We start from the raw sequence: 18,935 nt of genomic DNA on the forward strand, positions 1-18,935 counted from the left end.
AACCTATTATTTGCTATTCATAATAAAAGGGAAGAACTTCAGACAACAGTCCACGTTCTTCCCTTTTACCTACCATTCCGAATTTATTCGGAAAGATTATTTCCAAAGGATTATTTCAAGAGTTCAGCCACCTTCGCTTCAATATCCTCACCATGCAGGTTCTTAGCAACGATTGTTCCATCTTTATCAACCAAAATCGTGTGAGGAATGCTGTTGACATAATACAGTGCAGCACCACTGTTCTTCCAACCCTGCAAGTCAGACAGCTGCGGCCAAGTGATGTTCAAATCATTGATACCTTTTTCCCAAGCCTCCTGTTTGCTGTCTAATGAGACACCGACAATCTCGAAACCTTTAGCTTTATACTGCTTGTAAACTTCTACCAGGTTCGGCATTTCCCGGCGGCAAGGAGGACACCAGCTGGCCCAGAAATCGATCAACACGACTTTGCCCTTACCTACATAATCAGACAGTTTTCTGTCTTTTCCGTTCACGTCCTTCATTGGGAAATCTGTAAACTTCTTGCCCACAGCCACTGTCTTCAGATTCTCCAGACGTTCCATAATCTGGCTGATACCCGGAACAGACTTGAATACATCACCTGCTTTTGCCACTAATTGATTCTGTGCATCTTCCGGAAGTTCATAACGGAAAGAATAGAAAACAACACCAGACAAGGCATTATTGATATTTTCCCCAATAAATGCTTCCGCTTTATCAACTACGGCCCGGTCGATAGCATCATATTTCTGTTCAGCCTCACGCTTAGCAGCCTCATCTTCCGATTTCAATGCAGCCACTAACGTTTCCTGCTCAGCACGCATGGAACGGATTTCTTTCCGGAATGCAGCTACAGCATCATTATCAGGTGTTCCTGTTACATCAGACAGAGAATCTAATGTCGCCTGCAATTTGGCATTACTCAATACAAATGTAGCAGTAAAGATTCCGCTTTCACCAGCAGGTCCATACGAACGAGGCACAACTTCTTCAGAAAACTTCAAGGTACGCAATACGGCTGAATCCTGTGTCCCCTTGAATGCAAAAGAACCATTCGTTACAACTGCACTGTCGATCGGTGCAGCTTCGGCGTCACCATACGGATACATATAAACGCACTTACCTTCGAGTGCCGGATTATTGACTGTACCTGTGATTTCATACCCAGGTTTTTCACTACATGCAACCAGCATCAACGCTGAAGTTGCCAAGACTAACATTTTCTTCATATAAATCAGTTATTAAGTTCTTGAGTTTTTGAGTTTTTAAGTTTTTAAGTTTATAAGTTACGGTATGCATCCAAACCAAAACTCAACAAGTTTTCTACCTATTCAAATCTATAATATTTTTTCCAATCTTTCTTTCCAGACTTCGTATGCTCCGCAATACTTATCAGCTTTCAGTCCATCAGGTTCAATTTCAGCAATCTTTTTCAATGAAGAAAAAGCCTCCTCAAAAGAAGCATAAATACCGGCTCCAATGCCCGCACCTTTTGCGGCTCCAATTGCTCCATTCGTATCATAAAGCTCAATATAAGTACCTGTTACGCCAGCTAAAGCCTCTCGTAAAATCGGACTCAGGAACATACTCGAATGAGCGGCACGGATCACTTCAATATCGATTCCCATCTCACTCATAATATCCATGCCGTACTTGAATGCAAACACAATGCCTTCCTGAGCAGCACGGGCAATATGAGCCGCATGGTGGATATTGAAATTCAACCCGAAGATAGAACAATCAACCTGCTTGTTTTCCAACATTCTCTCCGCACCATTTCCAAACGGCAGGATTGACAATCCTTCGGAACCAATCGGAACACTTGCAGCCAGGTCATTCAGCTGGTCATACGTGATGCCATTGCGGGCAATCGTCTTTTTTACCCACGCATTGAGAATACCGACTCCATTGATGCATAACAGAACACCCAAACGCGGATGCTCAGCCGTATGATTAACATGGGCAAAAACATTTACACGCGAACGGACATCATAGTTCAACTTGCTGTTAACACCATAGACAACGCCCGAAGTCCTTGCCGTAGCAGCCACTTCTCCGGGACGAAGCACATTTAGAGCCAAGGCATTATTGCTTTGGTCACCCATACGATAGGTCACCGGCGTTCCTTTTTTCAGCCCAAGCTCGGTAGCTACACTTCCCAGTAATTCGCCCTGCAAACCAAAAGTCGGGACCACATCAGCAACCAAGTCTTTTGATATGCCAAAATAGCGAAGTAAGTCTTCCGACAAACAATTATCCTGAAAATCCCACGCTATTCCTTCAGAAAGGCCTGGTATGGTGGTATGTATCTCGCCAGTCATACGCATAGCAATATAATCACCCGGCAACATAACCTTATAAATCAGATTATAAGTTTGCGGTTCATACTCTTTAAGCCATGCCAGTCGGGCAACTGTAAAATTACCAGGAGAATTCAACAAATGTGACAAACACCGTTTCTCTCCTATCGCATGGAAAGCCCGCTCTCCATAGATGACAGCCCGACTGTCACACCAAATAATAGAAGGTCGTAAAGCTACTTTATTCTTATCAACAACTACCAGGCCATGCATCTGATAAGCAATTCCTATTGCCTTTATATCATCTCCTTTCACACCAGACTTTCCCAGTGCACCCTGAATAGCTTTCTTCACATAAAGCCACCAGTCGTCCGGATTCTGCTCTGCCCAGCCGGGACGTTCTGCAAGAATGGGAGCCTCTTCTTTCGGATAAAAATCGGAGCCAACAGGCAAACCTGTTTCTGCATCCACAATAGAGACCTTTACTGACGAACAACCTATATCACAACCCAACAAATACATATCGCACCTTTCACCCTTTCTTTATTTATTCAAGCTTGAACGCAGCTTGTTATACTTGATTTTATTAAAACGGTAATAACGGGCAGCCCGATGAGGCACGCCAACTTCCATTTCATCTGTAGGCACAATGTAGCCCAACAGGTTCATCTTTTTCTGGAAATTCCGGACATCAAATTTCTTATTATAAATAATTTCATAGGTCCGACGCAATTGGAAAGCTGTAAATTTAGAAGGCAAATACTCATAGACAATGGCCGGTTCGCGCTCGACCCAATTCCGAATCTCATTCACAGATTCCTCAACAATCGATTTATGATCGAATGGCAGATCGGGCAAGTCTTCTACAGGGAACCAGCGTAAAGTTTCATTCTTATCCAGTCCCGAAACAGTTTTGCCCTTTTTACTTAAAGCCAGATAAACAACAGTAACAATTCTTGATACCTTGATGTGTGACTCTTTCTCGAGCCACAAGACATCTTCCTTTTTAGCTGTACGGGCAACAGAACCGAATGTATGGAATTGTCTCAACGACATTTGAGTATGTCCGACAGCCTCTTTCATTACACGAAGAGCAGCATCATCCAACTCTTCGGTTTCATATATCAAACTACCTGGTAGTTTATATCCCACCGCATTATTTTCTAATAACTTCCGTTCTACCAATAGAACCGAAAGTTTATCCTCATTAATCCCTAGTAAAACGCAGTCAACTGACACATAAGGACAAAAAGGAGAAGAAATACATTCTTTCTGGTTCTCCATATATATTTTAACTTTTTGCAAAGATAACTTATTTATGGCATATTTTCTCAAAACGAACACACTTTCGTTTGATTTTTTACCAGACTGTATTCTTCTCCTTTTCGGTTTCTATCAATGAATCTTTTTAATATGCGGCTTCATGGACATCCCGCACAGCACGACCACTTGGATCATTCATATTCTTGAAAGAAGCATCCCACGCCAAAGCCTCAGCAGTAGAACAAGCAACGCTCGGTACAGACGGGACAGAACGTGCAGCACTTTCACTTGGGAAATGTTCTTCGAAAATGGAACGATAATAATACTCTTCCTTATTCATCGGAGTATTAATCGGGAAACGCTCAGCAGCATGTGCCATCATTTCATCGGTAACAGCTTCAGAAGTAACCTTCTTCAGTGTATCAATCCAGCTGTAACCTACGCCATCGGAGAACTGTTCCTTCTGGCGCCACAAGATTTCATCAGGCAGCATACCTTGGAAGGCTTCACGCAAGATCTTCTTTTCAATTGTCTTGCCTGGACACATCTTGGCTGCCGGATTCAAACGCATGGCTACATCCAAAAACTCTTTATCCAAGAAAGGAACACGACCCTCTACACCCCAAGCACAAAGACTCTTATTGGCACGCAAGCAGTCATACAAATACAACTTGCTTAACTTACGAAGTGTTTCCTCATGGAATGCTCTCGCATCCGGAGCCTTATGAAAATACAGATATCCTCCGAATACTTCATCAGCTCCTTCACCACTCAATACCATCTTAATACCCATACTCTTGATAACACGGGCCAACAGATACATCGGAGTCGAAGCTCGAACGGTTGTTACATCATACGTCTCAATGTAATAAATCACGTCACGGATAGCATCCAGTCCTTCCTGAATTGTATAATTGATTTCATGATGAACAGTTCCAATAGCTTCAGCTACTTTCCGGGCTGCAGCTAAATCAGGAGCACCTTTCAAACCGACAGCAAATGAATGAAGCTGTGGCCACCAGGCTTCAGACTGACTGCCTGTCTCCACACGTTTGGATGAATATTTCTTAGCTACGGCTGATGTGATAGATGAATCCAAACCTCCAGACAGCAATACACCATAAGGAACATCACACATCAACTGACGCTTTACAGCAGCTTCCAATGCATCATGCAGCTCTTCCACTGATGCCGGATTATCTTTAACGGCATCATATGACATCCAATCACGTTTGTACCAACGGGTCAGTTCCTTATCTTCGCTATAGTAATAATGACCCGGCTTAAACTGCTCGTAATGTACAGCATAACCTTCCAAACCTTTTAATTCAGAAGAAACCATCAAATGACCTGCATTATCGTATCCGATATACAAAGGAATCACTCCAATCGGATCACGTGCTATCAAGAATACATCTTTTTCTTCGTCATACAGAGCAAAAGCAAAGATACCATTCAGATCATCCAGGAAATGTACTCCTTTCTTCCGATATAAAGCTAAAATTACTTCACAATCTGATCCTGTCTGAAATTCATATTCACCTTTTAACTCTTCGCGAATAGCCTGATGATTATAAATTTCTCCGTTGACAGTAAGAATGAGTTTTCCATCTTTACTCTTTAATGGTTGTCCTCCAGAAGCTGGATCGACAATAGAAAGACGCTCATGCGCCAGAATAGCAGTTTTTCCTTGATATATTCCACTCCAATCCGGTCCGCGGTGACGAATTCTTTTACTCATAATCAACGCTTGGCGACGCATAGCTTCTGCACCTTCATGAATATTAAATATTGCTGTAATACCACACATATTTTATTTCCTTTCTAAATTTCTTTTAATTAATGTCTCTTTTATTTTATATTAATAGAATTATAAGAACTGGCAAGATTATTCTCTTTGAAAGAGATTATTTCCCAGACAAATAGCGATCTATTTCTGCTGCAGTTTTTTTGCCAGATGCCATAGCCTTGACAACCAGACTCGCGCCGCTTACGGCATCACCACAAGCAAAAACTTTATCAACCGACGTTTTCGAACAAGCATCAACGGCTATATCCTGCCTGCCGTCGACCGATAAATTAAGCTCGGCTATTATGCCTTCTTGCACCGGGTGAACAAATCCCATGGCCAAAAAGACCAGATCGGCTTCTATAATTTCCGTACGCCCAGTCTTCTTCATCTGTGGCCGTCCGCCATCGACTGCCGGAATCCATTCAACTTCCTCGACTTCCACTCCTTTTAACACTCCATTTTCTCCAATAAAACGGTTGGAAGCCAGATTCCAGCGGCGAATACAACCCTCTTCGTGACTACTACTTGTTTTCAGTACTTGAGGATACATCGGCCATGGCGTTGCCGGATTATATCCAACTGGCGGCTGTGGCATAATTTCAATCTGCATGACCTGAGCAGCATGATGACGATTGGCTGTTCCCACGCAATCGCTACCGGTATCACCACCGCCAATGACAAGAACCTTTTTCCCTTTACAAGAAATGCGTTCCTCTTCAGGTACGGAAATTCCCTCCAACAGACGATTCTGATTAGCTAAAAGTTCTAATGCAAAATGTACGCCTTTCAAAGAACGGCCTTCAATCGGTAAATCTCGAGGAACTTCAGAACCAATTGCCAAACATACCGCATCAAATTGATCAATCAGTTCCCGAGTAGTAATATCCAGCCCTACACAAGTATTCATGCGGAAAATAATTCCTTCATCTTCCAACAGACGGATGCGGCGGTCGATAATATTTTTCCCTAACTTAAAATTAGGAATACCAAAACGGAGTAATCCACCCGGTTTCTCATGCTTATCAAATACAGTTACTTCATAACCTTTATGATTCAGACGATTAGCGGCTACCAATCCGGCAGGACCACTGCCAACAACGGCTACCCGCTTGCCATTGCGAACCGGATGTACCGGCTTAATATATCCTTCCCGAAAAGCGACTTCAACAATAGAGGCTTCATTCTCCCGAATTGTTACAGGCTCATCACAACTTAATTTCAACACACAGCTTTTCTCACATAATGCAGGACATATGCGTCCGGTAAATTCCGGAAAATCACATGTGGCGGACAATACCAGATAGGCATCCTGCCAATTACCCTTATATAACATATCCTGCCACTCCGGCTGCTTGTTTCCAAGCGGACAGGCCCAATGACAAAACGGAACGCCACAATCCATACATCGTGACGCCTGTATACGGCGGTCGCCTGTACTTAAAGTCTGTTCTACTTCACTAAAATCATCGATTCGTTCATGAACCGGTCTATATCCCGCTTCTTTGCGGTGTATCGTTAGGAATGCTCTTGGATCTCCCATTTTCTAATTCATTTGAAATTGTATAACCATCAATAATCTCTCTGCATTGCGGCAATCTTCTGTTGCCATTTCTTCATCTGCTCTTCCTGAAGAACTTTCTTGTACTCAATCGGAACGACTTCTATAAATTCATCCACGAAGCGATCCCAATGGTCAAGCATACGCCCGGCTAATGGACTACCCGTATAATGATAATGTTTACGGATTAATTCATGCAATTCCTTCCGCGAACTACTGTCTTCCACTAATGAAAGTTCTACCATCTCCATATTGCAGTAGAAATCAAAGTTTCCCGATGGATTCCATACATAGGCAACACCACCACTCATTCCTGCAGCAAAGTTTCGTCCGGTCGGCCCTAAGACAACAACCCGTCCTCCTGTCATATATTCACAGCAGTGGTCACCAACACCTTCTACGACGGCTATTGCACCAGAATTCCGGACACAGAATCGTTCACCAGCCCGACCGTTCAAATAGACTTCACCACTTGTTGCTCCATACAACAATGTATTACCTGCAATGATATTATCTTCTGGTTTAAAATCGGAACGTACCGGAGGAACAACCACAATACGTCCACCGCTTAATCCTTTTCCTAAATAGTCATTGGTATCGCCCTCCAAACGGAAATCAACCCCATGTACCAAGAAGGCTCCAAAACTTTGGCCGGCAGATCCATTGAAACGGACTTTCAAGGCATGTTCCGGCAAACCGGCTTCCCCATACCGTTGAGCTATCATTCCAGAAAGCATAGCTCCTACCGAACGATCCGTATTTAGAATTGGATAACTCAATAACAAATCTTGCTTACCATCAAGCGCCAATTTAGCATCCTGAATCAGTTGCTGATCTTTTACTCCTGCTGTTAAATGAATCAACTCGCCCGCATGATGCAACAGATGATCCTTGAACGCTTCTGGGAAATATACAATCTTAGAGAAATCCAATAAATCATGTTTATGAATGCCGTCACTTGGTTTACGTACAATCAAATCGGTACGGCCAATCACTTCATCTAATTTATGGAATCCCATTTCTGCCAGATATTCACGAACCTCTTCAGCTAAGAAAGTGAAGAAATTTACTAAATATTCATAGCGACCATGAAAACGCTTACGCAAAGTCTCATCTTGCGTAGCGACTCCTACCGGACACGTATTCATGTGGCATTTGCGCATCATCACGCATCCCAAAACAATCAAAGCGGATGTGGCAAAACCAAATTCCTCTGCCCCTAACAAGGCCATCAGCAAAATATCACGTCCTGTCTTTAACTGTCCATCAGTCTGTACACGAACCTGACCGCGCAAATTATTTAATACTAATGTTTGTTGTGTTTCTGACAAACCAATCTCAGGAGGCAGTCCCGCATAACGGATAGAACTCATCGGAGACGCTCCTGTTCCTCCCTCTGCACCAGAAATCACAATCCGGTCTGCCTTTGCCTTCGCTACACCTGCGGCAATGGTACCCACACCACTTTCAGATACCAACTTCACGCTAATCTCAGCCTTCGGATTGACATTTCTCAAGTCAAATATCAGCTGAGCCAAATCTTCAATAGAATAGATATCATGATGAGGTGGAGGAGAAATCAGAGAGATACCTGGTATTGAATGACGAGTTTTAGCAATAATATCATTTACTTTATAACCTGGTAACTGACCACCTTCACCAGGTTTTGCTCCTTGAGCAACCTTGATCTGTATTTCATCAGCATTTACCAAATAGTTGGTTGTAACACCAAAACGACCGGAAGCCACTTGCTTGATTGCAGAACGCAATGACAATCCGTCGATCTTTTCCGTAAAACGATCAGCGTCTTCACCACCTTCACCCGTATTGCTGCGTCCGTGAATCTTGTTCATGGCCATTGCCATCGTTTCATGAGCTTCTTTACTAATAGATCCAAAACTCATGGCTCCGGTAACAAACCGCTTCATTATATCCGACGCTGGTTCTACTTCCTCCAGAGGAATTGGCGACTGCCGTTTGAAATCCAAGAAATCACGCAAAAAGAGAGGCTCCTCTTTCTCATCAACCAATTTTGTATATTCCTTGAATTTTTTATAACTGCCTAAACGGGTTGCCAATTGCAGTGCAGAAATTGTTTCCGGATTCCAAGCATGCTTTTCGCCGTCTTTTCGATAAGAATAGATACCTTTATGTTCCAATACAGCAGAAAGTTCATGTTCATATCCGGCTTCATGCATGCGTACAGCATCCTCAGCAATTTCCTTTAAACCGATTCCGCCAACTTTGCTGGATATGCCTCCGAAATAATTCGTAGCCAGATCTTCACTCAGACCTACGGCTTCAAATAACTTAGCACCTCGGTAACTACGGATGGTACTAATACCCATCTTACTCAAAACCTTCAGCAATCCTTTGCATAAAGACTTGACATAATTCTTCTCGGCGGTTTCATAATTCAATTGGACAGATTGTTTTGCCACCAAATTTTCCAGAACTGCAAATGCCATATATGGATTCACCGCACTGGCACCAAATCCTAACAGCAAGGCTGCATGCATGACCTCGCGCATTTCACCTGTTTCAACAACCAGAGCTGTCTGTACACGTTTCTTAACAGAAATCAGATAATGATGAACTGCACTTACTGCCAAAACAGAAGGAATAACAGCCATCGAAGCATCCACCTGTCTGTCTGTCAACACTAAATAATTAGCGCCTTCTGTTACTGCCTGAGCAGCTTCCTTACACAAATGGTCTAACGCCTCTTTCAAACCGGCTTCACCTTTTGAAGCATCAAACAACATCGGAAGCTTTACGGTCTTAAATCCTTTATATCGGATATTACACAAAATATCCAACTGGGTATTTGTCAGAATCGGACACTGCAAACGTACCATTTTACAATGCGACTCATCCGGTACTAATATATGGTTTCCAACAGCACCGATATATTCAACCAAACTCATTACCAAAGCTTCGCGAATAGGATCAATAGGCGGATTGGTTACTTGTGCAAACTGCTGACGGAAATAATCGAATAACAAATGCGGCCGTGTAGAAAGGACTGCCAATGGCGTATCATTACCCATTGAAGCAACTGGTTCAGCACCACTCGTACACATAGGAACCATAATCCGGTCAATATCTTCTCTTGTATATCCAAATACCCGCAATTTACGTTCAAAATCGTCAACCTTGCTAGATACTTTTCTTCCTGATTTCAACTCATCCAATTCAATACAGTTATCCTGAATCCACTTTCTATACGGATGAGCATCTGCCAACTGTTGCTTTAATTCCTGATCTCTATATATTTTCCCGGCTTCTGTATCAACCAATAAAATCTTTCCAGGTTGCAAACGGCCCTTTTCCTGAATTTCCTCCGGATCGATATCCAAAACACCTACTTCTGATGCAACCAACACCCAGCCTTTTTTAGTTACCATGTACCGGGCAGGACGCAAACCGTTTCGGTCTAACATTCCACCTGCATAACGGCCATCGCTGAACAATAAAGCTGCAGGTCCATCCCACGGTTCCATCAAAATAGAATGGTATTCATAAAAAGCTTTCAGATCATCAGAGATCGGATTCTTTTCATTGAAGCTTTCGGGAACCAACATAGCCATTGCATGAGGCAAACTCAGTCCCGAGGCCAATAAGAATTCCAATGCGTTATCTAACGATGCACTATCACTCATATCCGGCTGAATAATAGGATTGAGCTCTTCCATATTCTGTAAGCGTGGAGATGTTAAGACACTTTCACGAGCTGCCAGCCATGCTCGATTTCCTCTGATTGTATTAATTTCACCATTATGAGCCAATAAGCGGAAAGGCTGGGCTAAACTCCACGTTGGAAACGTATTCGTACTAAAACGGGAATGAACCAATGCCAAAGCAGTTGTAAAATATTCATTGGTTAAATCCGGAAAATATTTCCGAAGCTGCATGGATTCCAGCATACCCTTATATATCAACCTGCGAGTAGATAAGGACACGACATAAAAGTCTTTCTTCCCCGTTAAGGACGATTCACTAATCCTCTTTTCAATTCTTTTGCGTACCAAATAGAGTTTTAGCTCAAGTTCCTGCTGATCTTCGCCACCGACAATAAACAACTGCTTAACGGCAGGCTCGGTTGACAAAGCTTCTTCGCCTAAGATTTCGGAGCAGACAGGAACATCACGTATACATAAAAAAGAAAGACCTTTAGCTTCTACTTCTTCCTTAATTACTTGCAAAAAAGCTTTTTGAGCTTCCTGGTCTTTAGGTAAAAAGACTAACCCCGTTCCATAACGGCCCTTTTCTGGGACCGGAATACCTTGTAATAAAATAAACTCATGAGGTATTTGTACCATAATACCTGCACCATCACCACTCTTATTATCCGCACCTTCTGCACCACGGTGTCTCATATTTTCCAGTACAGTCAATGCAGAATCAACAATTTGGTGAGATTTCCGCCCATGAATATCCACTAACATTCCAACGCCACAAGCATCGTGTTCATAGGCTGAATCATACAAGCCTTTTTTGTCTTGCAATAGTTCATCTATTCGTCTCATATATTATCTATTGTTTTGCAATTGTCTTTTATTAATATCAAATTGTCTCGCAAAAATAAATAATGCTTTCATATAGTCAAACAAATAAGTAAAATATTTACTTTTTTCTTTATCAGAAAAGTTTCAATATAACAATCTAAAACATTTAAGTCTCAATATATATAAAAGTGTAAGCACAACAATCTATTTTCATTTATAATTATAAGTTAGCAAAAATAAATTCAGAATAAACACTCATTCACCTACGTTTATTGTAATAATGATATATATTTGCAGAAAATTAAATCAGATAGTTAAACAAACAACGAAATATTAATCAAAATGACATTCCAATTCACAAAGATGCAAGGTGCGGGTAATGATTATATATATGTAAATACAATTAATCAACCTGTGAAAAACCCAAAAGAATTAGCTATTCAATGGAGTGCCTACCATACAGGAATCGGATCCGACGGCTTGGTTCTAATTGGACCGTCAAAGATTGCAGATTTCAGTATGCGCATTTTTAACGCCGACGGCTCAGAAGCGAAAATGTGTGGAAATGCCTCCCGTTGTATCGGTAAGTACTTGTACGACAAAAAGCTGACACAGAAAACGCAGATATCTTTGGAAACTTTATCAGGTATAAAATACCTTGAATTGCATGTCAAAAACGGAAAAGTACAAGAAGTTACCGTAGATATGGGTATGCCGGAAATCCTGGAAGAATCATTGGATTTGTCTATCGCCGATGGTACTTATACAGGAACATTCGTATCAATGGGCAATCCACATTTTGTAACATTTGTTGATGATATGAATCAAGTGAATCTGCCTATCGTAGGGCCTCAGCTTGAACATCATAATCATTTTCCGGATAGAGCGAATATCGAATTTGTACAATTACTGTCTGAAGGAAATGCCCGGATGAGAGTTTGGGAACGTGGTTCCGGAATTACCCAAGCTTGTGGTACGGGAGCCTGTGCTTCTGCTGTGGCCTTAATCGCACACAAAAAAGCACAAAAAGGCGAAAAAATATTGATTCACATGGATGGCGGAACATTATCCATTGATTGGAATCCTGAAAACGGCCATATATATATGACGGGTAATGCCGTGACAGTATTCGAAGGAACCATTGAACTTTAGGAATGAACAAACAAAACAATAAAACAATCGAATTATGGCATTAGTGAATGAACATTTTCTGAAATTACAAAGTAATTATCTGTTTTCGGACATTGCAAAGAAGGTTAACAGCTTCAAAGTGACACATCCGAAACAGAAAATCATCCGAATGGGTATTGGTGATGTAACTCAGCCGTTAGCACCGGCCGTGATTGAAGCCATGCACAAAGCGGTTGATGAAATGGCTTCGCGTGAGACCTTTCATGGATATGGTCCCGAACAAGGTTATCCTTTCCTGATTGATACCATCATCAAAAATGATTATGAAAGTATAGGTGTATCTTTAGAGCCAAGCGAAGTTTTTATCAGTGACGGAGCTAAAAGTGACTGCGGAAATATCGGAGATCTATTACGTCATGACAACAGTATCGGTGTGACTGACCCTGTTTATCCGGTATATATTGACTCAAACGTAATGGCCGGTAGAACGGGAACATGGGAAAACGGAACCTGGAGTGATGTTGTCTATATTCCTTGTACAGCGGAAAATAAGTTCATACCAGAATTACCTTCCCGTCGTGTCGATATCATTTATTTATGCTATCCCAATAATCCGACAGGAACGACACTGACGAAAGAAGAGCTGAAAAAGTGGGTCAATTACGCATTAGCGAATGATGCCATCATCATGTATGACTCAGCTTATGAGGCCTATATTCAGGATCCTAACATTCCTCATTCCATCTATGAGATCAAAGGAGCTAAAAAAGTAGCCATTGAGTTCCGGAGCTTTTCAAAAACAGCTGGTTTTACAGGCGTCCGCTGCGGATATACTGTAGTTCCGAAAGAAGTCAGCGCAACAACGTTGAAGGGCGAACGGGTTTTTCTGAACAAGCTGTGGCTTCGCCGTCAATGTACGAAGTTCAACGGAACAAGTTACATTACTCAACGAGGAGCTGAAGCGGTATATAGTCCGGAAGGCAAAGAACAGGTCCGTCAGACCATCAATTACTACATGAACAATGCACGGTTGATGAAAGAAGGTCTTGAAGCCTGTGGCCTGCAAGTATATGGAGGAGAAAATGCTCCTTATCTGTGGGTTAAGACTCCCGACGGATTATCATCGTGGAAATTCTTCGAGAAATTACTCTATGAAGTATATATCGTCAGTACACCTGGTGTCGGATTCGGACCGAGCGGTGAAGGATATCTGAGATTAACGGCTTTTGGTGATCATAAAGATACCCTCGAAGCGATCCAACGTATTCAACACTGGATGAGATAAAAACAATAATAAACAAGAAATAGGAAGATGCGATAGTTGTGTCGTTTATTCATACCCATAACTTTAACCGGTACTTATATAAAATGTTTCACCTGTTATCCCAGGTTTGTCAGGCAACACTTGCTGAATAACACACACTACTCGCATCTTTTCAAGAAAGAATAAAGTAACTATTAAATATTATATTATAGGTATTATGTCTAAGTTAAGATTTAAAGTTGTGGAATCGGCCTTCGAAAAGAAGACGATCGCGGTTACCGAACCCACCGAAAAACCTTCTGAATATTTCGGGTCTTTGGTATTCAATCGGGAGAAGATGTTCAAATATCTTCCTGAAAAGGTATATGAGAAACTAACCGATTGTATTGATAACAATACACCGCTTGATCGTGAAACGGCCAATGCTGTAGCTGCCGGCATGAAACGCTGGGCTCTTGAAATGGGTGTTACACACTATACACACTGGTTTCATCCCCTGACTGAAGGCACAGCTGAAAAACATGACGCCTTTATTCAACCTGATGGAAAAGGGGGTGTCATTGAAGAATTTGATGGAAAATTACTTATTCAGCAGGAACCTGATGCTTCCAGTTTCCCGAACGGTGGTATCCGTAATACATTTGAAGCACGCGGTTATTCGGCATGGGATCCGTCATCTCCAGCATTTATCGTAGGAGACACGCTGTGTATTCCAACTATTTTCATTGCCTATACTGGTGAATCACTTGACTATAAAACTCCTTTACTGAAATCATTGGAAGCTGTCAACAAAGCAGCTGTTGATGTATGCCATTACTTCGACCCGGCTGTGAAAAAGGTCTATTCTTATTTAGGCTGGGAACAGGAATACTTCTTGGTGGATGAAGGATTATATGCAGCACGTCCAGACTTACTAATGACAGGTCGTACCCTGATGGGACATGAAAGTTCAAAGAACCAGCAGCTGGAAGACCATTACTTTGGCGCTATTCCTCCACGTGTTCTTGAATTCATGAAAGAACTGGAAATCGAATCACTCAAATTAGGTATTCCTTTGAAGACCCGTCACAATGAAGTAGCTCCTAATCAGTTCGAGCTGGCTCCGGTATTCGAAGAATGTAACTTAGCCAACGACCACAACCTGCTTGTAATGGCTCTGATGAGAAACATTGCCCGTAAGCATGGTTTCCGTGTACTGTTGCATGAAAAGCCTTTCAAAGGTGTAAATGGATCAGGTAAACACAACAACTGGTCATTGGGTACTGATACAGGAACATTGCTGATGGCACCGGGCAAGACTCCGGAAGAAAACCTGCGTTTCGTTACTTTCGTTGTCAATGTCCTGAAAGCTGTTCATACACATAACGCATTGCTGAAAGCCAGCATCTCATCAGCAACCAACGCTCATCGTCTGGGTGCGAATGAGGCTCCTCCAGCAATTATTTCCTGCTTCTTGGGAACTCAGCTTTCTGCCGTCTTGGAACACTTAGAGAACAGTGATACAGAAAACTTTATATTGGCAGGAAAGCAAGGCATGAAGCTCGATATCGCCCGTATTCCTGAACTGCTGATCGATAATACGGACCGTAACCGTACTTCTCCTTTCGCCTTCACCGGCAACCGCTTTGAGTTCCGTGCTGTCGGCTCATCAGCCAACTGCGCTTCTGCCATGCTGGTATTAAATGCTGCTGTAGCCGAACAATTAAAGAATTTCAAGGTGGCTGTCGATGCCAAGATCGCATCCGGTATGGATAAGTTTGCTGCTATTGTTGAAGTATTGCGTCAGGTAACAAAAGAATGTAAGGCTATCCACTTTGATGGCAACGGTTACAGCGAAGAATGGAAAGCTGAAGCTGCCCGCCGTGGTCTGGATTGTGAGACAAGCGTTCCGCGTATCTTCGATGCTTACTTGAAAGAAAGTAGCATCCGCATGTTCGAATCAACAGGCGTCATGAACCGGAAAGAACTGGTTGCCCGCAATGAAGTGAAATGGGAAATGTACACCAAGAAAGTACAGATCGAAGCACGTGTCTTAGGTGATCTGGCTATGAACCATATCATCCCGATGGCTATCAAGTACCAGTCATCTCTGATTGACAATGTGTACAAGATGAAAGGTCTTTTCCCTGCAGATAAAGCAGAGCATCTGTCTTCGAAAAACATGGAAATTATCGAAGAGATCGCCAACCATACCATCTTTATCAAGGAGAAAGTAGATGAAATGATCGAAAAGCGCAAAGTGGCCAACAAGATCCCGGAAGAACGGGAAAAAGCCATCGCTTATCACGACAATATCATTCCGTTGATGGAAGCTATCCGCTATCACATCGACAAACTGGAATTGACAGTCGATGATCAGATCTGGACATTACCTAAATACAGAGAGCTGTTATTTATTCGCTAATATATTATAACAGTTGTTTTATCGATTGTTTTGTTTCTTAAAGGGGAAGAGGACGTTGAGAAGCGTCCTCTTTTTTTGTCATTTACAATTCTTTTCCTACTTTTGCACGCATGAAATAAATATGACAAAATGAATAAACACGAACTTTGTTGCATCGGGCACATTACACACGATAAAATCGTTACGCCCAAAAGAACGGCGCATATGCCTGGTGGCACTTCCTTTTATTTTTCGCATGCCATCAAGCAGTTTGATGACATCGATTACGCATTGATTACAGCGCTGGGAGAAGAAGATATGCATGTGGTAGACGAAATGCGCCAGTCTGGCTTGCAGGTGGAAGTCATGCCAAGCCGGCAGTCGGTCTATTTTGAGAATATTTACGGAGAGAACCAGGATAACCGGACACAGCGTGTTTTGGCTAAGGCAGATCCGTTTACCATCGACTACCTGCAGAATATTGAAGCCAATATTTTCCACTTGGGAAGTTTACTGGCCGACGATTTCTCGCTTGAAGTCGTAGAATATCTGTCTGGAAAAGGAAAACTCTCCATCGATTCTCAGGGTTATTTACGGGAAGTACGCGGCACGGATGTTTTCCCGGTTGACTGGGAGCAGAAACATGAATTCCTGAAATATGCCACTTTCCTGAAAGCCAACGAACAGGAAATGTTTTCCCTCACAGGCTACAATGACGTTGAGAAAGCAGCCAAAGAACTTTACAGCTGGGGAGTAAAAGAAGTCTTACTGACGTTAGGAAGTAATGGTTCGGTTATCTTCGACGGTACACAGTTCCATCTGATCCCAGCCTATAAACCCAAAGAAGTTGTCGACGCCACAGGTTGTGGTGATACATATATGACAGGCTACTTATATTGTCGGGCTAAAAATAAAAGTATTGATGAAGCCGGACGTTTTGCTGCCGCCATTTCGACCTTGAAGATCGAAGCCATGGGTCCTTTTGCCGGAAGCCGTTCAGACATCGAGCGTTGTATGGTTGAAGCAGAACAGACATTTCCCAGTTTATAATACATACGGTCTACTCGGATAGAATGATAGAATAACAGAACAGCCTGTAAAACTCAGTTCTGAGACTGGTTTTACAGGCTGTCTTTTTTATATAGTAACGTCACCTAAATCAATAAGCACGAGCAAACAGCACCCGGCGGGCAGAAGGCTTGCCTGTCACCATACACTTGCCCGGTGTCATATCCCCATTCAAAGGCAGACAACGGATGGTTGCTTTTGTTTCATTTTTAACCCGTTCTTCTGTTTCCGGCGTTCCGTCCCAATGAGCCATGATGAAATAACCCTGTTCGATCTTTTCCTTGAACTCATCATAAGTATCCACCGTGATGGTTCTCTCTTCTCTCCGCTTCAACGCTTTCAGGAAAATGTTCTTCTGGATTTCTTCCAGCAGATTCTGTACATAGGTTTCGATGCCATCACATGAAACAGTTTCTTTTTCCAAGGTATCACGGCGCATCACTTCAATGGTATTATTTTCCAGATCTCGTCCGCCCATCGCCAGACGTACCGGAACACCCTTCAATTCATAATTGGCGAACTTCCATCCCGGCTTGCGGTTATCAGCATCGTCAAACTTGACTGAAATACCCAGCTTCTTCAGGTTTGCCACAATGCCGTCTACCTTCTGACGAATCTGGTTCAGCTGTTCTTCGCTCCGATAAATCGGAATAATAACGACCTGGATCGGAGCCAGATGCGGAGGCAATACCAGACCATTGTCGTCTGAATGAGACATGATCAGCGCACCGATCAGACGGGTTGAAACACCCCACGAAGTAGCCCAGGCATAATCGGTCTTTCCTTCTTTATCTACAAATGTTACATCAAAAGCCTTTCCAAAGTTCTGACCTAAGAAGTGAGAAGTACCGGCCTGCAGTGCTTTTCCATCCTGCATCATCGCTTCGATGGTATATGTATCCAAAGCACCGGCAAAGCGTTCGCTCTCTGATTTCACACCACGGATCACCGGCATTGCCATGTAATTCTCGGCAAAATCAGCATAAACACCCTGCATCTTCTTAGCTTCTGCTTCTGCTTCTTCACGGGTTGCATGAGCTGTGTGACCTTCCTGCCACAAGAACTCAGCCGTACGCAGGAACAGACGGGTACGCATTTCCCAACGCATCACATTGGCCCACTGGTTGCACAGAATAGGCAGATCACGATAAGACTGAATCCAGTTACGATAAGTATTCCAGATAATTGTTTCTGATGTCGGACGGATAATCAGTTCTTCTTCCAGCTTGGCTTCCGGATCCACTACTACGCCTGTACCATCGTGGTTGGTTTTCAGACGATAGTGAGTAACCACCGCACATTCTTTAGCGAAACCTTCTACATGTTCGGCCTCCTTACTCAAAAAAGATTTCGGGATCAGCAACGGGAAATAAGCATTCACATGTCCTGTTTCTTTGAATTTATCATCCAGAATACGCTGCATCTTCTCCCAGATTGCATATCCGTAAGGCTTGATGACCATACATCCGCGCACAGCAGAGTTTTCAGCCAGATCAGCCTTGATTACCAAATCCTGATACCACTGTGAATAGTTTTCACTCCTCGGAGTCAGTTCTTTCAGTTCTTTTGCCATTGTATATTCTATTTATTGTATTATTCTTGTCATTCAGCTTGCAAAGGTATAAAATATATTGCAGAATCCATGCCTGCAGACTTAGCTTTTGCGTA

The 18,935-nt window shown here is 42.6% G+C and carries 11 protein-coding genes; 4 read left to right on the forward strand and 7 right to left on the reverse strand.

Annotated features, from left to right (window positions below; translation table 11 throughout):
* Positions 1-110: 110 nt before the first annotated feature.
* The 6 genes from NEE14_RS04785 to gltB all read right to left on the reverse strand — a co-directional run bounded on the left by NEE14_RS04785 (position 111) and on the right by gltB (position 11,442).
* On the reverse strand, positions 111-1,229 hold the full coding sequence (locus NEE14_RS04785) for a TlpA disulfide reductase family protein (protein WP_251966784.1): 1,119 nt from the start codon (positions 1,227-1,229) through the stop codon (positions 111-113).
* Between the two features lie 108 nt (positions 1,230-1,337).
* Positions 1,338-2,822 carry a xylulokinase gene (locus NEE14_RS04790; protein WP_251966785.1) on the reverse strand — a complete coding sequence of 495 codons (1,485 nt, stop codon included), beginning with the start codon at positions 2,820-2,822 and terminating at the stop codon, positions 1,338-1,340.
* 21 nt (positions 2,823-2,843) lie between these two features.
* Complete coding sequence (locus NEE14_RS04795) at positions 2,844-3,584, reverse strand: NUDIX hydrolase (RefSeq protein ID WP_251966786.1); 741 nt, start codon at positions 3,582-3,584, stop codon at positions 2,844-2,846.
* Positions 3,585-3,708: 124 nt separating this feature from the next.
* On the reverse strand, positions 3,709-5,373 hold the full coding sequence (asnB, locus tag NEE14_RS04800) for an asparagine synthase B (protein WP_251966787.1): 1,665 nt from the start codon (positions 5,371-5,373) through the stop codon (positions 3,709-3,711).
* A 97-nt stretch (positions 5,374-5,470) separates the two neighbouring features.
* Positions 5,471-6,895, reverse strand: a complete 1,425-nt coding sequence (locus NEE14_RS04805; protein WP_251966788.1) for a glutamate synthase subunit beta — start codon at positions 6,893-6,895, stop codon at positions 5,471-5,473.
* Positions 6,896-6,924: 29 nt separating this feature from the next.
* A complete protein-coding gene (gltB, locus tag NEE14_RS04810) occupies positions 6,925-11,442 on the reverse strand; it encodes a glutamate synthase large subunit (RefSeq protein ID WP_251966789.1) in 4,518 nt (1,505 codons plus the stop codon).
* Positions 11,443-11,757: 315 nt separating this feature from the next.
* On the opposite strand from gltB, the gene dapF reads away from it, so the two are divergent.
* The 4 genes from dapF to NEE14_RS04830 all read left to right on the forward strand — a co-directional run bounded on the left by dapF (position 11,758) and on the right by NEE14_RS04830 (position 17,249).
* Positions 11,758-12,573 (forward strand): diaminopimelate epimerase, encoded by an 816-nt coding sequence (gene dapF / locus NEE14_RS04815; RefSeq protein WP_422394697.1) that lies wholly within the window; start codon positions 11,758-11,760, stop codon positions 12,571-12,573.
* A gap of 34 nt (positions 12,574-12,607) precedes the next feature.
* Positions 12,608-13,837 (forward strand): LL-diaminopimelate aminotransferase, encoded by a 1,230-nt coding sequence (locus NEE14_RS04820; RefSeq protein ID WP_251966790.1) that lies wholly within the window; start codon positions 12,608-12,610, stop codon positions 13,835-13,837.
* A 196-nt stretch (positions 13,838-14,033) separates the two neighbouring features.
* A complete protein-coding gene (locus NEE14_RS04825) occupies positions 14,034-16,220 on the forward strand; it encodes a glutamine synthetase III (protein WP_251966791.1) in 2,187 nt (728 codons plus the stop codon).
* A 129-nt stretch (positions 16,221-16,349) separates the two neighbouring features.
* Complete coding sequence (locus NEE14_RS04830; protein WP_251966792.1) at positions 16,350-17,249, forward strand: PfkB family carbohydrate kinase; 900 nt, start codon at positions 16,350-16,352, stop codon at positions 17,247-17,249.
* 109 nt (positions 17,250-17,358) lie between these two features.
* Here NEE14_RS04830 and proS read toward each other — a convergent pair whose 3' ends face one another.
* Positions 17,359-18,840: a proline--tRNA ligase gene (proS, locus tag NEE14_RS04835; protein WP_251966793.1), complete on the reverse strand. Its 1,482-nt coding sequence runs from the start codon at positions 18,838-18,840 to the stop codon at positions 17,359-17,361.
* Positions 18,841-18,935: the final 95 nt, after the last annotated feature.

It is taken from the genome of Parabacteroides sp. AD58, from assembly GCF_023744375.2.
GTDB lineage: Bacteria > Bacteroidota > Bacteroidia > Bacteroidales > Tannerellaceae > Parabacteroides > Parabacteroides absconsus.